The following is a 21,122-nucleotide window of genomic DNA, read 5'->3' as shown; positions in this document are numbered from 1 at the left end:
CAGCTCCCTGCTTAGACAAGTTCCCGAGCGGAGTATCCATGGAAGTTCAGCCGCTGCAAATCTGTTTCAGAAAATTCTGTGCGTTGTAAGGATTTATCTGAAATGGCGGAAATATGGCATTAGGCCTGCATGGTATTGGGGCGCGCCTGTTCGGCCGGGTTGTAAATGATCGGGCCGGTCTGCTGACCCTTGGCCATGCTGGCGGGCTGGCTCGGGCTGCCGCTTTTCAAGGTCCAGGTGCCGTCGATGTTATAGAACGCGGTCATGTTGTAGATGCCGGCGGGGAAGGTGATCTGTTGGGACAGGTTCAGGGCTTCAGGGACGATGACGTCGTTGGTTGCACCGTTGTAACCGAAGCTGATCCAGTACGTCAGCGGGCCGGTGCAGGGGGTGAAGGTGCCCGCCTGATTGGGTTGGGGTTTTACGCCAAAGGTCCCGGCGCCATCCAGACCGATGCCGCAGATCACATTGTTGACCGGTGCGACCGTCGCATCGGCCTTGATCACCAGGGCCCCGGCGGTTCCCGAGCTAGGTTTGGAGAACGTATAGCCGTACTGGTTCTGGCTGAGGGTGACCTGGTTGCCGGGAGGCGCGGCAATGATTTGCTGGGTCAGGGGGCTGTCATAGTCGAACCAGACCAAGTCGTAGCTCAGGCTCCAGACGAACTTGATCTGCGTTCCCGGGTTGGCCCCCATCACCATCCAGGCCAGGGTCTGAAACCCATCACCGTTATTGAGCGTGACGTTGGCCGAGTCCTGATACACACACGCGTTGCCGCTGGATGACGAGTTGTTGATGAACCAGATTGCGTATTGCACAGCGCTCATTGATCGTTCCTTGGCGTTTGACCCTGACAGCGGGTCGGGCGATCGGTGGATAACCCAGGGTTGTCCCTCGGTGTTGGCGGGCAGTCCAGCAGCTTGAGCGCGCCAGGGCTGCTGGACGCCGCCAACGGAAGGCGCGTGGTTTTACTGAGGATTGATGGTCCAGGTGCCGTCGATGTTATAGGTCACGTTGAAGGTGGTATGCCCGGTGGTGGTGTCGCAGGCGGCCGAGAGAGTGGAGGCGCTGGAGAAGTTGATCACTGTCCCGGCCTGGTAGCTGCCGGTCTGCACGTAGAACACCAGGATTGGCTGGCAATCGACGAACTGGTTGGGCTGGGCCACCACGAAGTTCGACACGGTAGCGGGGCCGCCCGCGGCGTTCTGGATGGCCGAGCCGATGTTGAAGTTGCCGGTGGTATTGGGGTTGTAGGTCGGTGCGACGATGCGAAATGCACCTGGCTGCACGCCTGTCTGGGTGAAGGCAGGAGTCAGGCCCAGCGGTGAAACGCTCAGGTTGGTGGCGTTACCGACTGGGGGAGTGTTTGCAGGTGTGAGGTTGATCGGTTGGCTGGAGGTGGTCCCGCCGGAAACATGACCGATGGTGGGGGGAGTGGTCTGGGTCTGGGCGCCGGCAAAGTATTGCTGGTTCATTTGAAACGTCAGGACCGAGCCGGAGGTGCTGTAGGGCTGCAGTTGTGACTGGAACAGGCTGTTGGAATAGACAAGTCCACCGCCGGTATAGACCGCGGGTGATTGGAAGAAGAAAAAGCTCTGCGCAGTTTGCGAGTTGTTGGTCACGTTGATGGTGTAGATAGTGCTCATTTCAATGCCCTTTGAGTTTGAGTTTTAACTGCCAGTGTTGTGAGTGGATCCTGCAATGAGCAGGCCAGTCTTATAGGTGTGCGGAACGTGAAGTTTGTCTCGAAGTCATGGATTTGTTATTCGAGATGGAACTGTTGTTCGCCAAAGGAAAGTATCTTTCGGGCATTGTTATCGGCAATTACAAACGATTACATAAATTGCAGTTTCCCGCCGTGGATGAGCAGGACGATGTGAAGTAACAGAGGCGTAATGTCGTGTAATGGTGGCGGAACGACATTATCGCTAGCGTGGGTCACGGCCATGACTAGTGCTGCGGCTCCCGAGCGGCAGCCTTGCCAGGCGGGACAAATCGTTCTCATGGACTATTTGCAAGGAAAATCAAATGGTTATTGTGATAGAAGCAAGAAATTCGACTGCCGCCGCGCAGCGGGTTGATATCAAGCTCCACAACCAGGCAGCTATTCTGGCTACCGTGAATATCGCTGCTCAAACCAATGTGGTTCTTTATACGGTACCCGTGGCTGGCAATGTAGTTCTGGATTTGATCTGCAACGGAGTTGCTGCGCAAACGACTGTGCTCAATGTGGTCTATCCGGGTAATAGTTATGTCACCCAGAACAGTGACTGGCCCCTGAAGTGGGAAGTTCAGGCGAGTGACGACGGCTTGCAGTTGGAACTGAGCAATTCGTAGAGCTTGAATGTTTTTAGCGAATGATCGATCAAGCTCCAAACAGTGTTGTGCAGAATTAACTGAGTGGCTTTTTAATTATCAATGGAGAACTGAAGATGGTTGCTAATGTGACAGTCAATATTGTCGGCGGTGCACAAGCGCAAAACACCACGGCGGTAACACTCGGTCTGGCCCGCTGGGGGCTCAATGGTGCGGCGAACTTCGGTGCGCCGCTGCCAGTGGCCAGTGGTCTGCAGACGTTGACGGTGTACAAGACCACCGCGCCGACGCAGATCAGCATCACCGTGGAGGTGCGCGATTGGGACTCCACGCTGAACATCACGGTGCAGAACGACAGCATCGCCGTCACCGTGATTTAGCCCCGCAGTCGCCCCGGCGGCATGAGCTGCCGGGGCCTGCGCTGATCGACCGCGCCTCAGCTGTGCTGGTGCAGGCGCAGATTCAGCTCATCCACCACCCGGGCCCAGTCGGCGTCTTCACGCAGTTGTTCCTTGAGAAATGCCGCCTGTTGCGGGGTCCAGAAGGGCGCGTCGATCAGCTTCTGATCCTCGGCCAGGGGCGAGTGCTGGGCGATGAAGCCGTCGATGGCGGCGGGTGCGGAGTCCAGCCCGAGTTGATCGAACAATCCTGTGAGGTCGTGGGTTGGCGTATCCATAGATGATCTCCTTGCGCTGAAAGTGCCCTAGGTCGGGCGAGAGGCATTCAGTGCATCTGAGGCGGGTGGGCGCCAGGAGTTCGATCGGTGAGGGCCGCAGGTTTGGATGCGCCGATTCAGGCGCTGGTGTCGACCGAGCCGATCATCACGCTTTCAGCTTGAAACAGGGCGGTCTGGGCCATGGACAGCGCGCTGGTCAAGGCCAGGACCTGAGCGCGGGCGGCGGACACCAGCATCGCCCGCCCGGCTTCGGAACCGGATCGGGCAGCCTTGACCATTGCCAGCCGGGCAGTGGCCCGCCGCAGTTTCTGTTGCAGTTGCTCGATCTGTTTTTTCAGGCGCAGCAGGTGCTTTTTCTTCGCCAGCAGCAGGTTGTCCAGCTCATTGCCGGCGCTGGCCCGGGTGCCGAACAGGTTGCCTGAGCGCTCATCGTCTTCGGCTTGTGCGGCGGCGGGTGCCGGCGCCAGGGCGGGCAGGCGAGCCTGTGGATTCAAGTTGATCATCATGATGCTCTTAAATGGATGCTCGCCGGGGTATCGGTGGTTCAGCCAGATCCTTGATGGCTGTGTGCTGCACTCAGGACTTCAGCGCTCCCTGGTCGACTGCCAGCTTCAATGCCCTGGCGGCCTCGACGGCGGCAACGGCGGCGGTTTCCGAGGTCTTGAACCAGCGGTCCTTCTCGACCTGATGGAAGGTCACGGTGGTCAATGGGGGTTTGGCACGCATCACGATAACCGCTTGAAACTCGCCTTCGACTTCCCAGGATTCCCCACGGATGAAGAACTCGCCTATATCTAATTCCGTCACTGATGAGCCTTCCTTTGGAGATTATTGTGCGGGTGGAGCTTTGCCGTGCTGGCTGGTTTTTCGTTAACGGCGCAGTATGGCAGTTGTTGTCGCAGGAGTGCTGAGTTAACTCAGTGTCGTTTCGCGTTGAATCCTCCTACTTTGATTTGGGAATGTTCCAAGTACCTTTCCAGGACAAGGGATGTATGCAGAGGCCGTGGTCAATGGTTAGAATCCCGCCACTGATTGTTTTGGCACTTTGTACTGCGGCCTGAATAATCGTACCCGGTGATCGTTTTAATACCTTGATCAGGCCTTTGCCGCCGCTTTGAATGGTCGCAAGGCATAAAGTTGCTCTAGAATTGCCCCTGTGGTCAGTGATCAGTGCTTGATCCGGGCCTTCCCATCGGCGTGGCACCAGGCGATATCGCCTTATTTACCGCCTTTGTGAGCCTGTGCTGTTTACCGGTCTTCAGTGTCACCTCCTTCAGTGTTTCAGGCGTGTCTGTATCCAGACAGGTGCTGAAGGCGTGTCCGGCCTACCTCGGGTTTTTGTGTGAACCATTGCGGCGAGAGCGCCGCTCTGGCCTTTTTTTGTGCTGCCCGTTTTTCCTGCGGGGCACTTTATCTTTTGCGTTGGGGAGCTTTCCTTGGCAGTAAGTAATCTTGAGATGCATGCTTTGTTCGTGTTGGGTGATTTGCGCGCAAAGCTGGTGAAGCAGTTTCAGTCCCGTTTTGTGTACATCACCGAGCAAACCGCCGAAGGCATTTACATTGCCGAAATCGACACCGAATCCGCCCTGGTGGTTGACGATAAACAGCGCCTGGAACTCAAGGTCGGCGATCATTTTCGCGCGGCGGTGTTGCCCAGTCGCGAAGGCGGCAAGTTCGAGATCAAGTTTCGTGAAATCAAGATCACCGTCTACGGGCTGGGCGAATACGCCTTTGTGACCAGCGCCGACGGGCACGGGATCCTGTTCAAGGAAGGTCACACCGTGGTCATGGTGTTCGCCGCCCACGAACAACTGCAAGAAGGCCTGACCAAGACCCTGAAGGCCGTGACCGGCAAGGCCGCCAAATGGCGCAAGGGTGAACTGGTGACCTTCAAGGCCAGCGAGTGACGAGCGCCAGTCGCGCCGAGTTTCATCAGCAGCACCAGGAACTCGCCCGCGCCGAAGCCCAGCGCCTGTTCGCGCAAAAGGCCGTGCTGCAAGGCGCCTGGCTGAACTGGGTGGCGGCACAACTGTACAACCTGCGTCCGGCGCCCTACGCCAGCATGGTGCGTCGGGAACTCCAGCAGTTGCAGGCCCCCGCCGAAAAATAGCCGCCAGGCTTCGAAAACCGGAACCTCTACTACAGTCTGTTGACTGAATATTCAGAGGCTTCCGGCTCTGTGCTGGAAGACCATTCTGCTAATGCTGTGAAAGCACGGGGTGCACAGGCATGAAGGGACTTCGAGCACTGCTGGTCGGTACGTTGTTCACATTCGGCTCGACGCTGGGGCTGCCAGCCACGGCCGCGCAGGCGCCGATCCATTTCGCCGACCTGAACTGGGAAAGCGGCAGCCTGATCACCGAGATCCTGCGCACCCTGGTCGAGACCGGGTACGGCCTGCCCACCGACACCCTGCCGGGCACCACCATTACCCTGGAAACCGCCCTGGCCAATAACGATATCCAGGTCATCGGCGAAGAGTGGGCCGGACGCAGCCCGGTATGGGTCAAGGCCGAGGCTGAGGGCAAGGTCCTGGCCCTGGGCGACACGGTCAAGGGGGCCACCGAAGGCTGGTGGGTGCCGGAGTACGTGATCAAGGGCGACCCGGCCCGCGGCATCAAGCCTCTGGCGCCGGACCTGCGCAGCGTCACTGACCTGCCGCGCTACAAGGACGTGTTCAAGGACCCGGAGAGCCCGGACAAGGGGCGCTTTCTCAATAGCCCCATCGGCTGGACCTCGGAAGTGGTCAACCAGCAGAAGCTCAAGGCTTACGGCCTGGCCGACAGCTATGTGAATTTTCGCAGCGGCTCCGGCGCGGCCCTGGATGCGGAAATCAGCTCGTCGATCCGCCGTGGCAAACCGGTGCTGTTCTACTACTGGTCGCCGACCCCACTGATCGGTCGCTTCAAGCTGGTGCAGCTGGAAGAGCCGGCTTTCGACGCCGAGGCCTGGAAGACCCTGACCGACGCCGACAACCCCCATCCCAAGCCCACCCGTTCCCTGGCCTCGAAACTGTCGATTGGGGTGTCTGCGCCCTTCAAACAGCAGTACCCGCAGATTGCCGAGACCTTCAGCAAGGTCACCCTGCCCATCGAGCCCCTGAACAAGGCCCTGGCCGAGATGAGTGAAAAGCACGGCGATCCGCGCCAGGCAGCCCAGGCGTTCCTCAAGCAACACCCGGACCTGTGGCGCGCCTGGCTGCCCAGGGACATTGCCGACAAGGTTGCCGCCGCGCTGTAGGCCGGCGGCGGGTCGGTGAGAGGGCGGTGGTGGCTCAGAAGCGGGTCTGCACCGCCAGCTCAAAGGTGCGTGGGGTGCCCAGGTAGTAGGCCGGTGAGACGTGGGCGTATTCGGCGTAGACCTGGTTGGTGAGGTTGCGTATGCGGCCGGTGACGCTGGTCTGTGAGTCGACCTTGTAGGTCAGGAAGCTCCCATACAGCGTGTAGGACGGCACGGTAAGGGTGTTGGCGTTGTCGGCGAACACCGAGGCCACGTAGCGCGCATCGACCCCGGTTTGCCAGCGCGCTGTCAGGTCATAGGTCAGCCACAGGTTTCCCACCCGGTCTGGCACGTTGACCGGGGTATTGCCCTTGCGCGAGACGACGTTGCCGGCGGCATCTTTCTCGTTGAACTCGTCATATCGGGCATCGACCCAGGCGAAGTTGCCCTCCAGTAGCAGGTTGGGGCTCAAGTGCAGCGAACTGGCCAGTTCCACGCCCCGCGAACGCTGCTGGCCTACCGCAATGCTGTTGCTTGGATCCTGCGGGTCGGTCACCGAAAAGTCCTGGCGCTCGATGCGGTAGGCCGCCAGCGTGGCCGAGCCCCGGCCGTCCAGGTAGTCGAATTTGCTGCCGATCTCCCATTGCTTGCCGGTCGACACGTCGAAGTTCTGGGTGCCATTGGGCTGTTCGGCGGCCGTGCTGTACAGCACGTAAACGTTGGCGCTGGGGATGAACTGGTAGGTCAGGCCGAGGCGCCCGGTGACCGGCTCCCAGCGTCGCGTGAGATGACGCGGGTTGCTGGGCGTGACTTCACGGTGGTTGGTCAGGTCCAGTTCGATTGCGTCGTAGCGCAGGCCGCTCACCAGCGCCAGGCGTTCGGTCAGCGCCAGGCGGTTCTCGGCAAACAGCGCCCGGGTCGTGACCTCATTGGTCTTGTCGGCGACAAAGCCCTGGCGGGTCTGTGGCAGGTCATAGAAGTGCCCGGGCAAGTAGTTATCGGGATCGATACTGTTGGCGGCCTTGACGTTGAGCGGCGAACTGGTGGTGCGGTTGACCTTGTACTCGAAGCCGCCGGACCAGGTGCTGTCGAGGCCGAACAGCTGGCCCTCGTGGCGCAATTGGAACTGGTTGCCGTTCTGCTCGCCCTGGTGCCGCACCTGATAGGCGGTGGAGCGATTCACCCGGCTGTTGTCGGCGTTGTACTGGTAGGTCTCGAGGTTGCGGTAATCGCGCTGGCTGTCCAGGTGGTAGAGGGTGTTGCTCAGGCTGGTGCTGTCGTTGATCCGGTAGTCGATGATCGATCGCACCCAGATCGTGCGCTGCTCGTAGCGGCCGTCCGCGACGTTGTAGTTGTTGAAGCGGTTGCGCTTGTCGATCTTCAGTTCGCCGGCCTTGGGGTTGAGCACCGGGGTGCCCCAGTAGGGGCTGTCCTGGTGCTCGTCCTGGTACTCCAGGGCCAGGGTGTGGGACAGGTCCGGGGTCAGGTCGCTGAGCAGGGAAAATGCCAGGCTCCAGGCATCGCCCTGCTGGCGGTCGATATAGCCATTGCTGGTGTTGTGACTGAGGTCCAGGCGCGCGTAGTGCTGGACCTCGGCGCCCGCGTCGCTGAGGGCATGGTTGAGGCCGAAGGCGGTCTGGGTCGTGTCGTAGGTGGCGTAGCTGATCCGGCCCTCGGCCGCCTGTTCCTGGCGGTTGGCCAGTTTGCTCACGTAGTTCAGCGAACCGCCCACCGAGCCTGCGCCATTGACCAGGGAGGCCGGGCCACCGAGCAACTCGACCCGGTCGTAGATCCAGGCATCCACCGGCCGCGCCAGGCCGCTGGAGACATTGATGCCGTTGAACATCTGGGTGATCTGGCTGTTGCTGAAACCCCGGTAGGAAACAAATCCGCCAAAGCCCGGCGGCGCGCTGGCATTGACCCCGGGCAGGCTGTTGGCCGCGTCCTGGAAGGTCCGCGCGCCGTGGCGCTGCATATCGCTGCGATTGGCCACGGCCACCGAGGCCGGGGTCTGCCGCAGGCTCAGGCCCAGTCGCGAAGCAATGCCCCCGGCTTGGTCGAGGGCCAGGCCCGGTTCGGCCTCCTGTTCGCCGTCGATGGTGATCGGGGCCAGGTCGAGGCTGGCTTGCGCCCAGGCGTTGGCGGACAGGCAGCCGAACAGGCCGGCCAGCAAAGGAAGGTTTTTCATCGATGTATCCTGAATTTTTGGCTAGGAATCAGCCCACGGCCGAACGCCACGCGTTGGCGCGGTGGGCAGGTGGTCGAGCGAAAGAGTCAGGCGACAGGTGGGGCGCGCGGGTGGGCCGTGGGCCAGAGGAAGCGGGTGGGGATTTCAGCGCTGGCGATCGGCGCCGGGGGCGGGCTGTGCTGCTCCGGCAGGATCGCCAGGGTCAGGCTGGAGTTGAGTGCCGGGCCCATGCCGCCACTGGAACACAGCGGACAACCGAAGGCCTTGGACAGGGTCGGCAGCGACTCATCGCCGGGGCTCACGGGGCTCGGTGCCTGGGTCTGCGGGTCGACCGCACAGAACTGGCCGCCGATGCCGTTGAGCTGCATGCCGACCATTTGCCCGTGACCGATGCTGCAGGCGAACACGTTGAACAGGACGCAGCAATAGAGCATCCAGGCCAGCAGTGAGCGGTCGGTTCGGGCAAGTTTCATGGGGCGGCACTTTACCATCGGTGCGACTGAAAGCACTTACAAAAACGTCCAGGGCGGTCCATTCTTCAGCGACATTTTTTGTCAGGGATGTCTGAGCATGAGCCTTTTGGTCGCGCAAGGAACAGCCACGGTTTTGATCCTGATTGCCTTGGTTCATCTGTACTGGGCCCTGGGCGGGCGGCTTGGCAGTGAGGCGGTGGTGCCCCAGGTGGCGGGTGCGGCACCGGGCCAGTGGCAGCCGGCGTTCCGGCCGACGGCATGGATTACCGCGCTGGTGGCCCTGGGGTTGTTGTTGATTGCGCTGCTGGTGTGCCTGCGGGTCGGGCTGTTTCTGCCGCTGCTGGGCCAGCCGTGGTTGCAGTGGTTGATCAGTGCAATTGCGCTGTTGATGTTCGCCCGGGCCATTGGCGATTCGAGCCTGGTGGGCTTCTTCAAGGAGCCCAGCCCGTCGCGCTTCGCACGGCTCGACAGCCTGGTCTATTCGCCGCTGTGCGTGGCTCTGGGGGCCGGCCTGCTGGTGGTGGCGTGGAACTGAGGCAGCGGGGTTGCCGTTGCGCCACCACCGCTCTTCAGTTGCCGCTTTCGCTGCGCTTGCTGCTGACTTCGGCCGGTACATCGTGCCCGGCCATGCGCTTGCGAAACAGCGCGGCGCGAGCCAGCAGCAGGGTGGTCACCGGCACGGTGATCGCCAGCAGGATCGGGATCAGCCAGGCATGCAATACCGGGCCGGACTTGAGCGCCGAAAAGTAGATGATCGACGCCAGCGCCACGGCCCAGGAGCCCAGGGTGGTGGCCAGCGCCGGCGGGTGCATGCGCTGGAAATAGTCCTTCATGCGCAGCATGCCCACCGCGCCGATCAGGGCGAACAGACTGCTGAGCACCAGCAGGATCGCCACGGGGATCTCGACCCAGGGCGACAATTCAACCAGGCCATTCATTCGATCACCTCGCCACGCAGAAGGAATTTCGCCAGGGCGAAGGAGCCGACAAACCCGAGCAGCGCGATCAGCAGCGCCGCCTCGAAGTAGGTATCACTGGCGTAGCGAATGCCCAGCACCAGCATCATCAGCATCGCCAGGATGTACAGGTAGTCCAGGGCCAGGACCCGGTCCTGGGCCGAAGGGCCCTTGAACAGGCGGACCAGGGTCAGGACCATGGCCACCGAAAACAGGAACAGGCTGAGCAGGATTGCATTGGAGAGGAGGGCGCTCATTCGAAGATCTCCATCAGTGGCCGCTCATAGGCGGTCTTGAAGTGCTCGATGAATTGCTCTTCGTCGTCCAGATCGAACACGTGCAGCAACAGGATGCTGCGGTCCAGGGACAATTCCGACCAGACCGTGCCCGGCACCACCGTGGTGATGGTCGACAGCGCCGCCAGGCCGTTGGCATCGCGCAGGTCCAGGGGGATCTTGACGAACTTCGAGCGTGGCGGCCGGCGTCCGGCATTCAGCACGCTCCAGGCCACCGCCAGGTTGGACAGCACCACATCGCGGCCCACCAGCAGGAACAGGCGCAGGATGGTCATGGGCCGGCGAATGCGGATTGGCAATGGCCGCAACGGGCGCATCAGCAGGGGAGCGGCGAAACCCAGGATCGCCCCCAGCAACAGGTTGCCCGGGCTCAGGGACAGGTTGAGCAGCAGCCACAGCAGCCACAGCGCCAGGGACAGCCAGGGGGCGGGGAAGATGCGCTTCATGGCTGCACCTCCAGCGCTGCGGCTCGGGCTTCAGGGCTGGGCACGGCGCGGGTGCCCAGCACCGCCATCACGTATTGCTGCGGGTTGTTGAGGCTGTCGGCGGTGGCCTGGGTGAAGCGCAGCAGCGGCTCGGCCTTGAACGTCAGCAGCACGCTCAGCCCCAGCAGGGCGATGATCGGCACGCATTCAAAACGACGCAGCAGGGGCGAAGGCCGCTCCTCGGGAGTCCAGAAGCGCTGGATGCCAACCCGCGAAAAGGCGATCAGCGAGGCCAGCCCCGAGAGGATCAGCAACGCCAGCAAGCCCCAGGCCGCGAGGCTGATCGGCTGCTCGCTGGCAACGCCCAGGCCTTGCGGGTTGAGCAGGGCGCTGATCAGGCTCAGCTTGCCGATAAACCCCGACAGTGGCGGCATGCCGATAATCAGCAGGGCGCAGGCGATAAAGCTCAGGCCGAGGAAGGCCATGGTCCAGGGGATGACCTGGCCGACCACGGCTTTTTGCTCGTCATCGAGGTTGGTGCCCCGGGGCGGTTGCAGGGATTCCAGCGGTCGTGGCAGGACTTCGACTTCATCCTCCAGGGGGATTTCATTGGCCGAACGCGAGCGTTCGATCAACTCCGCCAGCAGGAACAGCGCACTCAGGGCCAGGGTGGAACTGACCAGGTACACCAGCGCCCCGGCGATCAATTGTGGCTGGGCGAACCCTACGGCCGACAGCAGGATCCCGGCCGAGACCAGGATGCTCAGGCTGGCCATGCGCTCCAGGCGCTGGGCGGCGAGAATCGCCAGGGCCGCGCAGGCAATTGTCGCCATGCCGCCGTAGATCAGCCACTCGCCGCCAAAGTAGGCCGATGCGCCGGCCTGCCCGGAAAACAGCAGGGTCCACAGGCGCAGCAGGGTGTAGACGCCGACCTTGGTCATGATCGCGAACATTGCCGCCACCGGCGCGCTGGCCGAGGAGTAGGCCGGCACCAGCCAGAAGTTCAGCGGCCACATCCCGGCCTTGGCCAGGAACGCGGTGGCGAGGATCGCCGCGCCGGCATGCAGCAGGCCACGGTCGGCCTCCGGCACCAGCGGGATCTTCAGCGCCAGGTCGGCCATGTTCAGGGTTCCGGTGACGCCGTAGATCAGCGCCGCGCCGATCAGGAACAGCGACGACGCCAGGAGGTTGATCGCGATGTAGTGCAAGCCCGACGAGACCCGGGCGCGCCCCGAACCGTGCAGCATCAAGCCGTAGGAGGCAGCCAGCAGCACTTCGAAAAACACGAACAGGTTGAACAGGTCGGCGGTCAGGAAGGCCCCGTAGAGGCCCATCAGCTGGATCTGGAACAGTGCGTGGAAGCTGGCCCCGGCGCGGTCCCAGCGAGCCATGGCGAACAGCAGGGCGCTGACGCCGATGATTCCGGTCAGCACCAGCATCAGTGCTGACAGGCGATCGACCACCAGCACGATGCCGAACGGCACCTGCCAGTTGCCCGGCAGGTACACGCCGATCGAGCCGGGCACGCCTTGTTGCTGGGTCCAGTACAGCAGGAGCACGGAAATACCCAGGCCGACCATGCTTGAAAACAGGTTGATCCGGGCCTTGAGCGGGCGATGTTTCTCGCCAAGCATCAGCATGATCGCGGCCGTCAGCAACGGCAGCAGGATGGGGGCGGCTATCAGGTGCGGCATCAGGTTCATTCTTTAGGCTCCCGGCCATCCACGTGGTCGGTGCCGGTCAGGCCTCGCGACGCCAGGAGCACCACCAGGAACAGCGCGGTCATGGCGAAACTGATGACGATAGCGGTGAGGACCAGCGCCTGGGGCAGCGGGTCGGTGTAGTGCAGCAGGTCCTGGGGCACGCCGTCCTTGATGATCGGCTCCTTGCCGATGAACAGGCTGCCCATGCTGAAGATAAACAGGTTGACCCCGTAGGACAGCAGGCACAGGCCCATCACCACCTGGAAGGTCCGCGGGCGCAGTACCAGCCAGACTCCGGAGGCGGCCAGGACGCCGATGGCGATTGCGATGACTTCTTCCATCAGGCGGCTCCAGGCTTGGGCAGGGCTTTGATCTGGTTCGGCTTGTGGGCCCGCACCGATTGGTGCGCCAGGGCAGTGAGGATCAGCAGGGTCGAACCGACCACCACCGCGTAGACCCCGATGTCGAAGAACAGCGCGCTGGCGATATGGATATCACCCAGTACCGGCACGCTCAGGTGCAGGGTATGGGTGGTCAGGAACGGATAACCGAAGGCCATGGCCCCGAGGCCGGTAACCGTGGCGAACAGCAGCCCGGTGCCCATCCAGCGCAACGGTCGCAGGCTCATCTGCGCCTCGACCCATTGGGTGCCGGCGACCATGTATTGCAGGATGAACGCCACCGACATCACCAGGCCGGCGACGAAACCGCCGCCCGGCTGATTGTGCCCGCGCATGAACAGGTAGAACGACACCACCAGGGCCACCGGCAGCAGCAGGCGCACCAGCACCGCCGGCACCATCATGAAGCCCAGGGCGGTATCGCTGGCCTGGCGCGGGTTGACCAGGTCAGTGACCACGTCCGGTGCCAGCAGGCGCTGCTGGGCCGGCAGTTGCATGCTTTCCTTGGGCGGGCGGAAGCGTCGCAGCAGGGCGAACACGGTCAGGGCCACGGCTACCAGCACGGTGATTTCACCCAGGGTGTCGAAGCCCCGGAAGTCCACCAGCATCACGTTCACCACATTGCTGCCACCGCCCTCGGGCAAGGCGCGGCTGAGGTAGAACGAGGAAATGTCATTCGGTGTCTGGCGCGTCAGCATGGCGTAGGAGAGCACCGCCATGCCGAGGCCGACGGCGGTCGACAGCGCCAGGTCGCGCAGGCGGCGGATGCGCGCCTTGGGCACGCTGCTGGGCAGTGGCGAGACGTCTTCGATCCGCCGCGGCAGCCAGCGCAGGCCGAGCAGGATCAGGACCGTGGTCACCACTTCGACCACCAGTTGAGTCAGGGCCAGGTCCGGCGCCGAGAACCAGACGAAGGTCACGCAGGTCATCAGGCCGCAGACGCTGACCATGGTCAGGGCCGCCAGCCGGTGATACTTGGCTTGCCAGGCGGCGCCCAGGGCGCAGGCAATTGCCAGCAGCCACAGGGTGACGAACACGATCGAGCCCGGGATCTTCGGCCGGTCGCCCCAGGTCAGGCTGCTGTTGAGCATCGGGATCAGGCCCAGCAGCACGGCGGTCAAAACCAGCAGGAACAATTGGGTCTGCAGGCGCCGGGTGCTGATCCACCGCTCCAGGCGTCGGGCCAGGCGCATCATGCTCACCAGGCTGCGTTCGAACAGGCGCTTGCCGTTGAGCGCGCCGGTCAGCGGCGGGTAGGCGAAGCGTCCCAGGTGCAGCTGCTTGCGCAGCAGCAGGTAGAGCACGATGCCGCCGGACATGGCGATCAGGCTCATGATCATCGGCGCATTCAGGCCGTGCCAGATCGCCAGGCTGTACTCGGGCAGGACCCCGCCCACCACCGGCAAGGCCGCAGCGGCCAGCAGCGGACCGACGATCTGCGCCGGGAAAATCCCCACCAGCAGGCAGGTGAACACCAGCAGTTCCACCGGCGCGCGCATCCAGCGCGGCGGCTCGTGCGGGGTGTGGGGCAGGTCGGTGGCCGGCTCGCCGAAGAACACGTCGACGGTAAAGCGCAGGGCATAGGCGACGCTGAAGGTCCCGGCGATGGTGGCGATCACCGGCAGGGCGGCTTCGACCCAGGCGGTGGAGTTGATGAACACGGTTTCGGCGAAGAACATTTCCTTGGACAGGAAACCGTTGAGCAGCGGTACACCGGCCATGGAGGCACTGGCCACCATGGCCAGGGTCGCGGTGAAGGGCATCAGCTTGACCAGGCCGTTGAGCTTGCGGATATCCCGCGTGCCGCTCTCGTGGTCGATGATCCCGGCGGCCATGAACAGCGAGGCCTTGAAGGTGGCGTGGTTAAGGATGTGGAATACCGCTGCCACGGCGGCCAGCGGGCTGTTCAGGCCCAGCAGCAGGGTGATCAGGCCCAGGTGGCTGATGGTGGAGTAGGCCAGCAGGCCCTTGAGATCGTTCTGGAACATCGCGCAATACGCGCCCAGCACCAGGGTGCAGGCACCGGCGCCGCCGACGATCCAGAACCATTCTTCACTGCCGGAAAGCGCGGGCCAGAGCCTGGCCAGCAGGAACACCCCGGCCTTGACCATGGTCGCGGAGTGCAGGTAGGCCGAGACCGGGGTCGGTGCGGCCATGGCGTGGGGCAGCCAGAAGTGGAAGGGGAATTGTGCGCTTTTGCTCAGGGCGCCGATCAGGATCAGCGGCAACAGGATGGGGTACAGGGCATGGGCCCGAATCAGGTCGCCGGCGGCCAGTACCTGATCCAGGTCGTAGCTGCCGACGACATGGCCGAGCAGCATGACCCCCGCCAGCAGGCACAAGCCGCCCGCGCCGGTCACCATCAGCGCCATGTAGGCGCCACGGCGGGCGTCGGAGCGGTGGTGCCAATAGCCGATCAGCAGGAACGAGAAGAGGCTGGTCAGTTCCCAGAAGAACACGATCTGGATCAGGTTGCCGGAAATCACCAGGCCCAGCATGGCGCCCATGAACGCCAGGAAAAACGCAAAGAAGCGCGGCACCGGGTCTTCCGGCGACATGTAGTAACGGGCGTACAGCGACACCAGGGTGCCGATGCCCAATACCAGAATGGAGAACAGCCAGGCAAAGCCGTCCATGCGCAGGACGAAGTTCAGGCCCAGGCTGGGCAGCCACATGAACTCCTCGCGGATCACGCCGCCATGGGCGATCTGGGGATATAAAAGGGCTACTTGAATGGTCCCGGCCAAGGCAACAAGGCCGGCCAACAGGGATTCGGTGTTACGTGCGTTGTGCGGCAACAAGGCCGCTACACAGCTTCCAATAAAAGGTAGAAGCAATAGAACTATCAGGGACATAGGCTTCTAATCTGCGGAGAATTCTGACGAATGATACGTGCCGGACCCCGGATCACCAAACGTCAAGCTGTGCCAGGATCCTACAAAACTAGTTACATCAGGTTTCAAAGTAGGGGACAAACCCGACACCTGCCCAAAAACCGTGGCCATTTACCCGACACCGCCAGTGACCTGCGGCCATCGCCAAATGTTATCGTGGCGCCCGCGCCGACCCCTGGCTTGCAAAGGACCCTGCAGACTCCCCATGACTTCCACTACCTTGCGCCACAAGACCCTGATCATCGTGCTGCTGGTCATCATCCTGGGGTTGCTCGTCAACCTGTGGTTCGGCTTTATCGCCAGTTCGCCGAGCATGGGGATGCGGAAGATCAAGACCCTTGAACCCTTGCTGATCGAAGGGCCCCTGGAGGATGACAACGTGTATGCGCTGCCGCCGGGCACGCTGCTGTTTCTGGACACCGGCTTTGCCGAAGGGCACGTCCGCTACCTGGCGTACTTCTATCACAAGGGCGCGTTTGCCCATGAAGAGGTGCCGGCGGACCTGGAACACGGCCCCACTCTGGGGGCGCCCACCTGGCTGTACAACGTTGATCTGGACAACCCGGACGCACCCATCCCGCGCCCCCCGATGACCCGCGACGATATCGTCCAGGCCGTGCGCGCCGGCCAGGTCACGCGCCAGGACCTGACCGCCATCCTGCGCTCCCTGCCCAAGTAGCCTGGTGCTTACTGGCGGGATTCCAGCGTCTGCTCTTGCTCATCCGCCTCAGGCACCGGTTCGGCACGGCCCCTGGTTTTCAGCTCGCTGATGATCACCGCCGCCACGATCAGCGCACCACCGACCAGGGCCAGGGCCGGCAGCCGTTCGCCGGCGATGCGTCCGACCAGCCCGGCCCAGACCGGTTCGCCGGCGTAGATCAGGGTGGCGCGGGTCGGCGAGACGCTTTTCTGCGCCCAGTTCATCGCCACCTGGATCGCCGCACTGGCGGCGCCCAGGCCCAGGGCGCTGGCCAGCAGCAGCCAGGAAAACGACGGCAGGCTTTCCTGGGTCGGCACCACCATCAGGAACGCCAGCAATGAGGTCGCCGCCAGTTGCACCACGGTGACCCGGCGCACATCGACCTGGCCGGCGTAGCTGCTGATCAGGATGATTTCTGCGGCAATGGCCACGGTGCTGATCAGGGTGGCGATTTCCCCGGGGCTGAAATCCAGCGAAGCGCCGTTGGGCCCCGACAGCAGCATCAGCCCGGTAAAGGCCAGCATGATGCCGATGCTCGGCATCAGCCCCGGGCGCTTGCCCATGAACAGCCATTGCAGCAGCGGTACAAAGGGCACGTAGAGCGCGGTGATAAAGGCCGACTGGCTGCTGGGAATGGTCTGCAGGCCGATGGTTTGCAATCCGTAGCCGAGCATGATCGCGGTGCCGATGAAAGTCCCGGCCTTGAGTTCGAACCAGGTCAGGCCCCGCAGGCTGCGGGCCGAAAACAGCGCGACGATGATTGCGCCGGCGGCAAAGCGCAGGCCGACGAAAAACATTGGCCCGCTCACGGTCATGGCGTGCTGCACCATCAGGAAGGTGCCGCCCCAGATCATGGTGATCAGCACCAGCACGCATTCGGCTTTGCTCAGCTTGAGGAAGGTTTTGCGGGAGTTCACCGGAGTCATGACCTTGCGTACAGGGGGAGTGGAACGCACAATGCGCCGAAATGCGGGCAGTATACTGCGCAATCCTTCTAAGTGAGCAATATAGTGCACAAAGAATCCGGCCAGCGGGCTTCGGTCCTGCAACATGTCAGCCTCAATGTGCGCCGCCTGCGCCACGCCGCCGGGCTGAGCCAGAGCGTCCTCGCGGAACAGTCCGATGTCAGCCGGCGGATGCTGGTGGCCATCGAGGCCGGCGAGAAAAACGTCAGCCTGGGCACCCTCGACCGGGTGGCCGCGGCCTTGGGTGTCGCGTTCAGCGACCTGATCCAGGCCCCGGAAGTGCGCGACCCCAGCCGTATCAATGAGCTGGCCTGGGCCGGGACCATCCCCGGCAGCACGGCGATGTTGCTGGCCAAGGCCGTGGCCACCCGCGAGGTGGAACTCTGGGAGTGGCGTCTGGAGCCGGGCGAGCTCTATCAGTCGCAATGCGATGCCGAAGGCTGGAGCGAACAAATCTATGTGTTCGAAGGCTGCCTGATCCTGGTACTGGGCGATACGGAGCGGCGGATCGAGACCGGCGAGTTCTTCATGTTCGCCAGCCACGTGCCCCATGCCTATCGCAACGACGGCCCGCTGGCCACGCGCTTCGTGCGCAATGTGGTGGTCTGAACTGACGCCAGGGCAACTGTTGGCCAGCCAACAGTGCTTGAACACTTTGCCTGTTTTGAATTGATGCCAGTTCTCTGATTGTTGATTAAGAGGCTGATAAACAAGGCTTTTAAACTTCGGCACGACTTCTGCAATAAGTCCTGAAACACAGGTCCGCCACGGGCCTGGCGCATTCATCCAGGACTTGGAGTCGGCCCATGACAGCCTCTGCCCAACCCACTCGAACCGCCCATATCATTCGCACCGACGCCGAGGCGATCAGCATCGCCCGGGAACTGGCCGAGCGCTTTGCGGTCGATGCCAGCGTGCGTGATCGCGAGCGGCGCCTGCCGGTCGCCGAACTCGACGAGTTTTCCGCGAGCGGCTTGTGGGGCATCACCATACCCAGGGAATACGGCGGCGCGGGGGTGTCCTACGTCACGGTGGCCGAAGTGATCAAGATCATTTCCGCGGTCGACTCGTCCCTGGGGCAGATCCCGCAGAACCACCTGGGCGTGCTCGACATCCTGCTGCAAACCGCCAGCGAAGAGCAGAAGCGCTACTACTTCGGCAAGGTGCTGCAGGGCGTTCGCTTCGGCAATGCCTTCTCCGAAGCCAAGAGCAAAAACGCCGGGGCCTTTGAAACCACGATCCGCTTCGACGGTGACAGCGCGCAGATCGACGGCGAGAAGTTCTACTGCACCGGCGCGCTGTTCGCCCATATCGTGCCGGCGGTGGCGGTGAACGAGCAGAACCAGGCGTTTATCGCCTTTATCGAGCGCGACAACCCCGGGCTGACAGTGATCGACAGCTGGGACGGCTTCGGCCAGCGCACCACCGCCAGCGGCGGCGTGACCCTGAACGCGGTCCGGGTGCCGCTGAGCGCGGTGATCCCGGCGCATCGCGCCTTCGATGAGCCCACGGCCGACGGGCCGATTTCGCAGATTATCCAGGCCGCCGTGGACACCGGCATCGCCGTCGGCGCCCTTGAAGAAACCAAACATTACGCCCGCCAGTCACGGCCCTGGATCGACAGCGGCCTGGACCATGGCTGGCAGGACCCGTTCACCATCGCCGCCATCGGCGACCTGGAATGGCGCGTCCACGGCACCGAGGCGATCCTCGAAAAAGCCGGGCGCGCCATCGACCAGGCCTTGCTCAACCCCAATGAAGACAGCGTGGCTCACGCCTCGGTGGTGGTGGCCCAGGCCAAGGTGCTGTCGGCCGAAAGTGCCTTGCTCGCCAGCAGCAAGTTGTTCGAACTGGCCGGGACCCGCTCGGTGCTCGGCAAATACAACCTCGACCGTTACTGGCGCAACGCGCGCACCCACACCCTGCATGACCCGGCGCGCTGGAAATACCACCTGATCGGCAACTTCCTGCTCAACGGCGTCAAGCCAGCCCGTCACGCCTGGAATTAAAAGGACTTCGCTCATGAATGCACTGACCCAAACCGCTGCCGCCCAGCCGTCCCTGGCCCGCAGCGGCAATGACCTGGAACGCGCCCGGCAACTGTTGCAGCAGACCCTGCTGTTCGTCCGCGAGCAGGCCCAGCCCTGGGCTGGCAGCGGCCTGGCCAAGGCCAGCGACGACCCCTATGTGATCAGCCGTTTCGGCGACTTGCAGATCCGCATCGAAGTCGCGGCGGCCTTGCACGAACGGGCCGAAGCCCTGCGCAACGCCGCCCAGGACCCGGCCGAGGTCAGCGTGGCCCAGGCCGAGGCGGCGATTGCCAGTGCCGAAGCGCTGCTGGCCGCAAGTAACGCCGAATTCGAATTGACCGGGCAACGCAGCCCGCAGTTGGCGGCTCTGAACGATCCGCTGCGCTGGAAATATCAGTTGATCGGCAACTACCGCCTCAATGGCGTGCTGCCACCGAGCCTCAGGAGTGCTGTTTGATGTCCCGTGAAATTCGCCTCAACGCCTTCGACATGAACTGCGTCGGCCATCAATCCCCGGGCCTGTGGGCGCACCCGCGCGACCGCTCGTGGCAATACAAGGACCTTGAATACTGGACCGACCTGGCCAGGATTCTCGAACGCGGCAAGTTCGACGGTCTGTTTATCGCCGACGTGCTGGGCATCTATGACGTCTACAACGGCAACGGTGACGCGGCGATCCGCCAGGCGACCCAGGTTCCGGTGAACGACCCGTTGCAACTGATCCCGCCGATGGCGCTGGTGACCGAGCACCTGGGTTTTGGCCTGACCGCGTCCCTTTCGTTCGAGCACCCGTATCCCTTCGCCCGGCGCCTGTCGACCCTGGATCACCTGACCAAGGGCCGCGCCGGCTGGAACATCGTCACCTCCTACCTGGAAAGCGGGGCCAAGAACCTGGGGCAGAAGACCCAGACCGAGCACGACGCGCGTTATGACTTTGCCGAGGAATACCTGGAGGTCTGCTACAAGCTCTGGGAAGGCAGTTGGGAAGATGGGGCGATCCTGCGTGACCGTGAGCGGCGGATTTTCAGCGACCCGAGCAAGATCCACGAGATCCAGCACTTTGGGAAACACTTCCAGGTTCCCGGTATCCACCTGTGCGAGCCCTCGCCGCAGCGCACGCCGGTGCTGTACCAGGCCGGGGCATCGAGCCGGGGCAAGCAGTTTGCCGCCGAGCACGCCGAATGCGTATTTGTTGCCGCGCCGTCCAAGGTGCTGCTGAAAAAGACCGTGGCCGATATTCGCCGCCGCGCCGCCGAGGCCGGGCGTGATCCGTCGAAGATCCTGATTTTCAACCTGCAGACGGTGATCCTCGGCGAGACCGATGCCAAGGCCAAGGCCAAGTTCGAAGAGTACAAATCCTGGGTCAGCTATGAGGGGGCGATGGCCCTGATCTCGGGCTGGACCGGTATCGATTTCAGCCAGTTCAAGCCCGATGAACCGCTTAAACATGTGCACACCAACGCCATCCAGTCGGCGGTCGAGGCGTTTTCCACGGCGGACCCGAACAAGGTCTGGACCCCCCATGAGTTGGCGGACTGGGTGGGGATTGGTGGTTTTGGCCCGTTGTTCGTCGGCAGCCCGGAGACCGTCGCCGACCTGTTGCAGGAATGGGTCGAAGACACCGATGTCGATGGCTTCAACCTGGCGTATGCCCTGACCCACGAGACCTTTGTCGACGCCGTGGAATTGCTGGTGCCGGAGTTGCAGAAGCGCGGCGTGTACAAGACCGAATACGCCCCCGGCACCCTGCGCGAAAAACTCTTCGGCGCCGGCCCACGCCTGCCCGAGATCCACCCCGGCAGCGCCTGGCGTGATCTGGGTGGCCAACGCGCCGCCGCGCAAAAAACTGCCTGAGGAGCCTCGGCAGAAAACACATAGGG

General features: G+C 62.8%; 25 protein-coding genes. 11 read left to right on the top strand and 14 right to left on the bottom strand.

Annotated features, from left to right (window positions below; genetic code table 11):
- Window positions 1–119: 119 nt before the first annotated feature.
- Window positions 120–827: a RhiA family protein gene (locus AC19YX_RS03455; protein ID WP_421547097.1), complete on the bottom strand. Its 708-nt coding sequence runs from the start codon at window positions 825–827 to the stop codon at window positions 120–122.
- A 141-nt stretch (window positions 828–968) separates the two neighbouring features.
- A complete protein-coding gene (locus AC19YX_RS03450; RefSeq protein WP_500605658.1) occupies window positions 969–1,646 on the bottom strand; it encodes a hypothetical protein in 678 nt (225 codons plus the stop codon).
- A 382-nt stretch (window positions 1,647–2,028) separates the two neighbouring features.
- Between AC19YX_RS03450 and AC19YX_RS03445 the strand changes: the two genes are divergently transcribed.
- Together AC19YX_RS03445 and AC19YX_RS03440 are read left to right on the top strand one after the other, a co-directional pair.
- Complete coding sequence (locus AC19YX_RS03445) at window positions 2,029–2,337, top strand: hypothetical protein (protein ID WP_500605657.1); 309 nt, start codon at window positions 2,029–2,031, stop codon at window positions 2,335–2,337.
- A 95-nt stretch (window positions 2,338–2,432) separates the two neighbouring features.
- Window positions 2,433–2,696: a hypothetical protein gene (locus AC19YX_RS03440; RefSeq protein ID WP_078471452.1), complete on the top strand. Its 264-nt coding sequence runs from the start codon at window positions 2,433–2,435 to the stop codon at window positions 2,694–2,696.
- A gap of 56 nt (window positions 2,697–2,752) precedes the next feature.
- On the opposite strand, the gene AC19YX_RS03435 is transcribed toward AC19YX_RS03440, so the two are convergent.
- The 3 genes from AC19YX_RS03435 to AC19YX_RS03425 form a co-directional block, all read right to left on the bottom strand.
- Entirely contained in the window at window positions 2,753–2,992 is a 240-nt protein-coding gene (locus AC19YX_RS03435) for a DUF2789 domain-containing protein (RefSeq protein ID WP_078471451.1), read from the bottom strand.
- 116 nt (window positions 2,993–3,108) lie between these two features.
- Window positions 3,109–3,498 (bottom strand): hypothetical protein, encoded by a 390-nt coding sequence (locus AC19YX_RS03430; protein WP_500605656.1) that lies wholly within the window; start codon window positions 3,496–3,498, stop codon window positions 3,109–3,111.
- Between the two features lie 70 nt (window positions 3,499–3,568).
- Entirely contained in the window at window positions 3,569–3,799 is a 231-nt protein-coding gene (locus AC19YX_RS03425) for a hypothetical protein (RefSeq protein ID WP_500605655.1), read from the bottom strand.
- A gap of 629 nt (window positions 3,800–4,428) precedes the next feature.
- Between AC19YX_RS03425 and AC19YX_RS03420 the strand changes: the two genes are divergently transcribed.
- The 3 genes from AC19YX_RS03420 to AC19YX_RS03410 all read left to right on the top strand — a co-directional run bounded on the left by AC19YX_RS03420 (window position 4,429) and on the right by AC19YX_RS03410 (window position 6,232).
- Complete coding sequence (locus tag AC19YX_RS03420) at window positions 4,429–4,899, top strand: hypothetical protein (RefSeq protein ID WP_371106562.1); 471 nt, start codon at window positions 4,429–4,431, stop codon at window positions 4,897–4,899.
- On the top strand, window positions 4,896–5,102 hold the full coding sequence (locus tag AC19YX_RS03415; protein WP_078471448.1) for a hypothetical protein: 207 nt from the start codon (window positions 4,896–4,898) through the stop codon (window positions 5,100–5,102). The genes AC19YX_RS03420 and AC19YX_RS03415 overlap by 4 nt, the downstream gene beginning before the upstream one ends.
- Window positions 5,103–5,221: 119 nt before the next feature.
- The gene (locus AC19YX_RS03410; protein ID WP_500605654.1) at window positions 5,222–6,232 is read left to right on the top strand and encodes an ABC transporter substrate-binding protein; all 1,011 of its coding nucleotides are present in this window, start codon (window positions 5,222–5,224) and stop codon (window positions 6,230–6,232) included.
- A gap of 34 nt (window positions 6,233–6,266) precedes the next feature.
- Here the strand turns inward: AC19YX_RS03410 and AC19YX_RS03405 are convergent, their stop codons facing one another.
- Both AC19YX_RS03405 and AC19YX_RS03400 read right to left on the bottom strand, forming a co-directional pair.
- Window positions 6,267–8,399 carry a TonB-dependent receptor gene (locus AC19YX_RS03405; RefSeq protein WP_500605653.1) on the bottom strand — a complete coding sequence of 711 codons (2,133 nt, stop codon included), beginning with the start codon at window positions 8,397–8,399 and terminating at the stop codon, window positions 6,267–6,269.
- An 86-nt stretch (window positions 8,400–8,485) separates the two neighbouring features.
- Window positions 8,486–8,872, bottom strand: a complete 387-nt coding sequence (locus AC19YX_RS03400; protein ID WP_201130638.1) for a DUF2946 domain-containing protein — start codon at window positions 8,870–8,872, stop codon at window positions 8,486–8,488.
- Window positions 8,873–8,969: 97 nt separating this feature from the next.
- Here AC19YX_RS03400 and AC19YX_RS03395 point away from each other — a divergent pair, with 97 nt between their 5' ends.
- Entirely contained in the window at window positions 8,970–9,407 is a 438-nt protein-coding gene (locus AC19YX_RS03395; protein ID WP_201130639.1) for a DUF3995 domain-containing protein, read from the top strand.
- 34 nt (window positions 9,408–9,441) lie between these two features.
- Here AC19YX_RS03395 and AC19YX_RS03390 read toward each other — a convergent pair whose 3' ends face one another.
- From AC19YX_RS03390 to AC19YX_RS03365, 6 genes are read right to left on the bottom strand one after another with little or no spacing between them, the layout of a single operon-like run.
- Window positions 9,442–9,810 (bottom strand): Na+/H+ antiporter subunit G, encoded by a 369-nt coding sequence (locus AC19YX_RS03390; protein ID WP_020300631.1) that lies wholly within the window; start codon window positions 9,808–9,810, stop codon window positions 9,442–9,444.
- Window positions 9,807–10,085, bottom strand: coding sequence for a K+/H+ antiporter subunit F (locus tag AC19YX_RS03385; RefSeq protein ID WP_078471443.1), 279 nt, complete (start codon window positions 10,083–10,085; stop codon window positions 9,807–9,809). The genes AC19YX_RS03390 and AC19YX_RS03385 overlap by 4 nt, the downstream gene beginning before the upstream one ends.
- Window positions 10,082–10,570 (bottom strand): Na+/H+ antiporter subunit E, encoded by a 489-nt coding sequence (locus AC19YX_RS03380; RefSeq protein WP_078471442.1) that lies wholly within the window; start codon window positions 10,568–10,570, stop codon window positions 10,082–10,084. Before AC19YX_RS03380 ends, AC19YX_RS03385 begins: the two co-directional genes overlap by 4 nt.
- Entirely contained in the window at window positions 10,567–12,252 is a 1,686-nt protein-coding gene (locus tag AC19YX_RS03375) for a monovalent cation/H+ antiporter subunit D (RefSeq protein WP_201130640.1), read from the bottom strand. The genes AC19YX_RS03380 and AC19YX_RS03375 overlap by 4 nt, the downstream gene beginning before the upstream one ends.
- On the bottom strand, window positions 12,249–12,593 hold the full coding sequence (locus AC19YX_RS03370) for a Na+/H+ antiporter subunit C (RefSeq protein ID WP_003202835.1): 345 nt from the start codon (window positions 12,591–12,593) through the stop codon (window positions 12,249–12,251). Before AC19YX_RS03370 ends, AC19YX_RS03375 begins: the two co-directional genes overlap by 4 nt.
- Window positions 12,593–15,508: a monovalent cation/H+ antiporter subunit A gene (locus tag AC19YX_RS03365; RefSeq protein WP_078471440.1), complete on the bottom strand. Its 2,916-nt coding sequence runs from the start codon at window positions 15,506–15,508 to the stop codon at window positions 12,593–12,595. The genes AC19YX_RS03370 and AC19YX_RS03365 overlap by 1 nt, the downstream gene beginning before the upstream one ends.
- Before the next feature lie 244 nt (window positions 15,509–15,752).
- Here AC19YX_RS03365 and AC19YX_RS03360 point away from each other — a divergent pair, with 244 nt between their 5' ends.
- Window positions 15,753–16,226 carry a hypothetical protein gene (locus tag AC19YX_RS03360; protein ID WP_078471439.1) on the top strand — a complete coding sequence of 158 codons (474 nt, stop codon included), beginning with the start codon at window positions 15,753–15,755 and terminating at the stop codon, window positions 16,224–16,226.
- An 8-nt stretch (window positions 16,227–16,234) separates the two neighbouring features.
- On the opposite strand, the gene AC19YX_RS03355 is transcribed toward AC19YX_RS03360, so the two are convergent.
- Window positions 16,235–17,263: a DMT family transporter gene (locus AC19YX_RS03355; RefSeq protein WP_102047923.1), complete on the bottom strand. Its 1,029-nt coding sequence runs from the start codon at window positions 17,261–17,263 to the stop codon at window positions 16,235–16,237.
- Here AC19YX_RS03355 and AC19YX_RS03350 point away from each other — a divergent pair.
- The 4 genes from AC19YX_RS03350 (at window position 17,258) to AC19YX_RS03335 (ending at window position 21,096) form a co-directional block, all read left to right on the top strand.
- Window positions 17,258–17,821: a helix-turn-helix domain-containing protein gene (locus tag AC19YX_RS03350; RefSeq protein WP_500605652.1), complete on the top strand. Its 564-nt coding sequence runs from the start codon at window positions 17,258–17,260 to the stop codon at window positions 17,819–17,821. The genes AC19YX_RS03355 and AC19YX_RS03350 overlap by 6 nt on opposite strands.
- A gap of 197 nt (window positions 17,822–18,018) precedes the next feature.
- Window positions 18,019–19,221 (top strand): SfnB family sulfur acquisition oxidoreductase, encoded by a 1,203-nt coding sequence (locus AC19YX_RS03345; protein WP_078471437.1) that lies wholly within the window; start codon window positions 18,019–18,021, stop codon window positions 19,219–19,221.
- Between the two features lie 13 nt (window positions 19,222–19,234).
- The gene (locus tag AC19YX_RS03340; RefSeq protein WP_020300640.1) at window positions 19,235–19,699 is read left to right on the top strand and encodes an acyl-CoA dehydrogenase; all 465 of its coding nucleotides are present in this window, start codon (window positions 19,235–19,237) and stop codon (window positions 19,697–19,699) included.
- Window positions 19,699–21,096, top strand: coding sequence for an LLM class flavin-dependent oxidoreductase (locus AC19YX_RS03335; RefSeq protein ID WP_020300641.1), 1,398 nt, complete (start codon window positions 19,699–19,701; stop codon window positions 21,094–21,096). The genes AC19YX_RS03340 and AC19YX_RS03335 overlap by 1 nt, the downstream gene beginning before the upstream one ends.
- The last annotated feature ends 26 nt before the right edge of the window (window positions 21,097–21,122 follow it).

The sequence above is a fragment of the Pseudomonas sp. MF09150 genome (genome assembly GCF_059862355.1).
The sequence above is the reverse complement of the archived record's forward strand: the minus strand, read 5'-3'. Positions and strand labels throughout refer to the sequence as shown.

Bases quoted from the DNA above. Each gene is read 5' to 3' on its own strand.
- AC19YX_RS03455 (WP_421547097.1), bottom strand. From the start codon at position 827: ATGAGCGCTGTGCAATACGCAATCTGGTTCATCAACAACTCGTCATCC.
- AC19YX_RS03450 (WP_500605658.1), bottom strand. From the start codon at position 1,646: ATGAGCACTATCTACACCATCAACGTGACCAACAACTCGCAAACTGCG.
- AC19YX_RS03445 (WP_500605657.1), top strand. From the start codon at position 2,029: ATGGTTATTGTGATAGAAGCAAGAAATTCGACTGCCGCCGCGCAGCGG.
- AC19YX_RS03440 (WP_078471452.1), top strand. From the start codon at position 2,433: ATGGTTGCTAATGTGACAGTCAATATTGTCGGCGGTGCACAAGCGCAA.
- AC19YX_RS03435 (WP_078471451.1), bottom strand. From the start codon at position 2,992: ATGGATACGCCAACCCACGACCTCACAGGATTGTTCGATCAACTCGGG.
- AC19YX_RS03430 (WP_500605656.1), bottom strand. From the start codon at position 3,498: ATGATGATCAACTTGAATCCACAGGCTCGCCTGCCCGCCCTGGCGCCG.
- AC19YX_RS03410 (WP_500605654.1), top strand. From the start codon at position 5,222: ATGAAGGGACTTCGAGCACTGCTGGTCGGTACGTTGTTCACATTCGGC.
- AC19YX_RS03405 (WP_500605653.1), bottom strand. From the start codon at position 8,399: ATGAAAAACCTTCCTTTGCTGGCCGGCCTGTTCGGCTGCCTGTCCGCC.
- AC19YX_RS03400 (WP_201130638.1), bottom strand. From the start codon at position 8,872: ATGAAACTTGCCCGAACCGACCGCTCACTGCTGGCCTGGATGCTCTAT.
- AC19YX_RS03395 (WP_201130639.1), top strand. From the start codon at position 8,970: ATGAGCCTTTTGGTCGCGCAAGGAACAGCCACGGTTTTGATCCTGATT.
- AC19YX_RS03390 (WP_020300631.1), bottom strand. From the start codon at position 9,810: ATGAATGGCCTGGTTGAATTGTCGCCCTGGGTCGAGATCCCCGTGGCG.
- AC19YX_RS03385 (WP_078471443.1), bottom strand. From the start codon at position 10,085: ATGAGCGCCCTCCTCTCCAATGCAATCCTGCTCAGCCTGTTCCTGTTT.
- AC19YX_RS03380 (WP_078471442.1), bottom strand. From the start codon at position 10,570: ATGAAGCGCATCTTCCCCGCCCCCTGGCTGTCCCTGGCGCTGTGGCTG.
- AC19YX_RS03375 (WP_201130640.1), bottom strand. From the start codon at position 12,252: ATGAACCTGATGCCGCACCTGATAGCCGCCCCCATCCTGCTGCCGTTG.
- AC19YX_RS03370 (WP_003202835.1), bottom strand. From the start codon at position 12,593: ATGGAAGAAGTCATCGCAATCGCCATCGGCGTCCTGGCCGCCTCCGGA.
- AC19YX_RS03365 (WP_078471440.1), bottom strand. From the start codon at position 15,508: ATGTCCCTGATAGTTCTATTGCTTCTACCTTTTATTGGAAGCTGTGTA.
- AC19YX_RS03360 (WP_078471439.1), top strand. From the start codon at position 15,753: ATGACTTCCACTACCTTGCGCCACAAGACCCTGATCATCGTGCTGCTG.
- AC19YX_RS03345 (WP_078471437.1), top strand. From the start codon at position 18,019: ATGACAGCCTCTGCCCAACCCACTCGAACCGCCCATATCATTCGCACC.
- AC19YX_RS03340 (WP_020300640.1), top strand. From the start codon at position 19,235: ATGAATGCACTGACCCAAACCGCTGCCGCCCAGCCGTCCCTGGCCCGC.
- AC19YX_RS03335 (WP_020300641.1), top strand. From the start codon at position 19,699: ATGTCCCGTGAAATTCGCCTCAACGCCTTCGACATGAACTGCGTCGGC.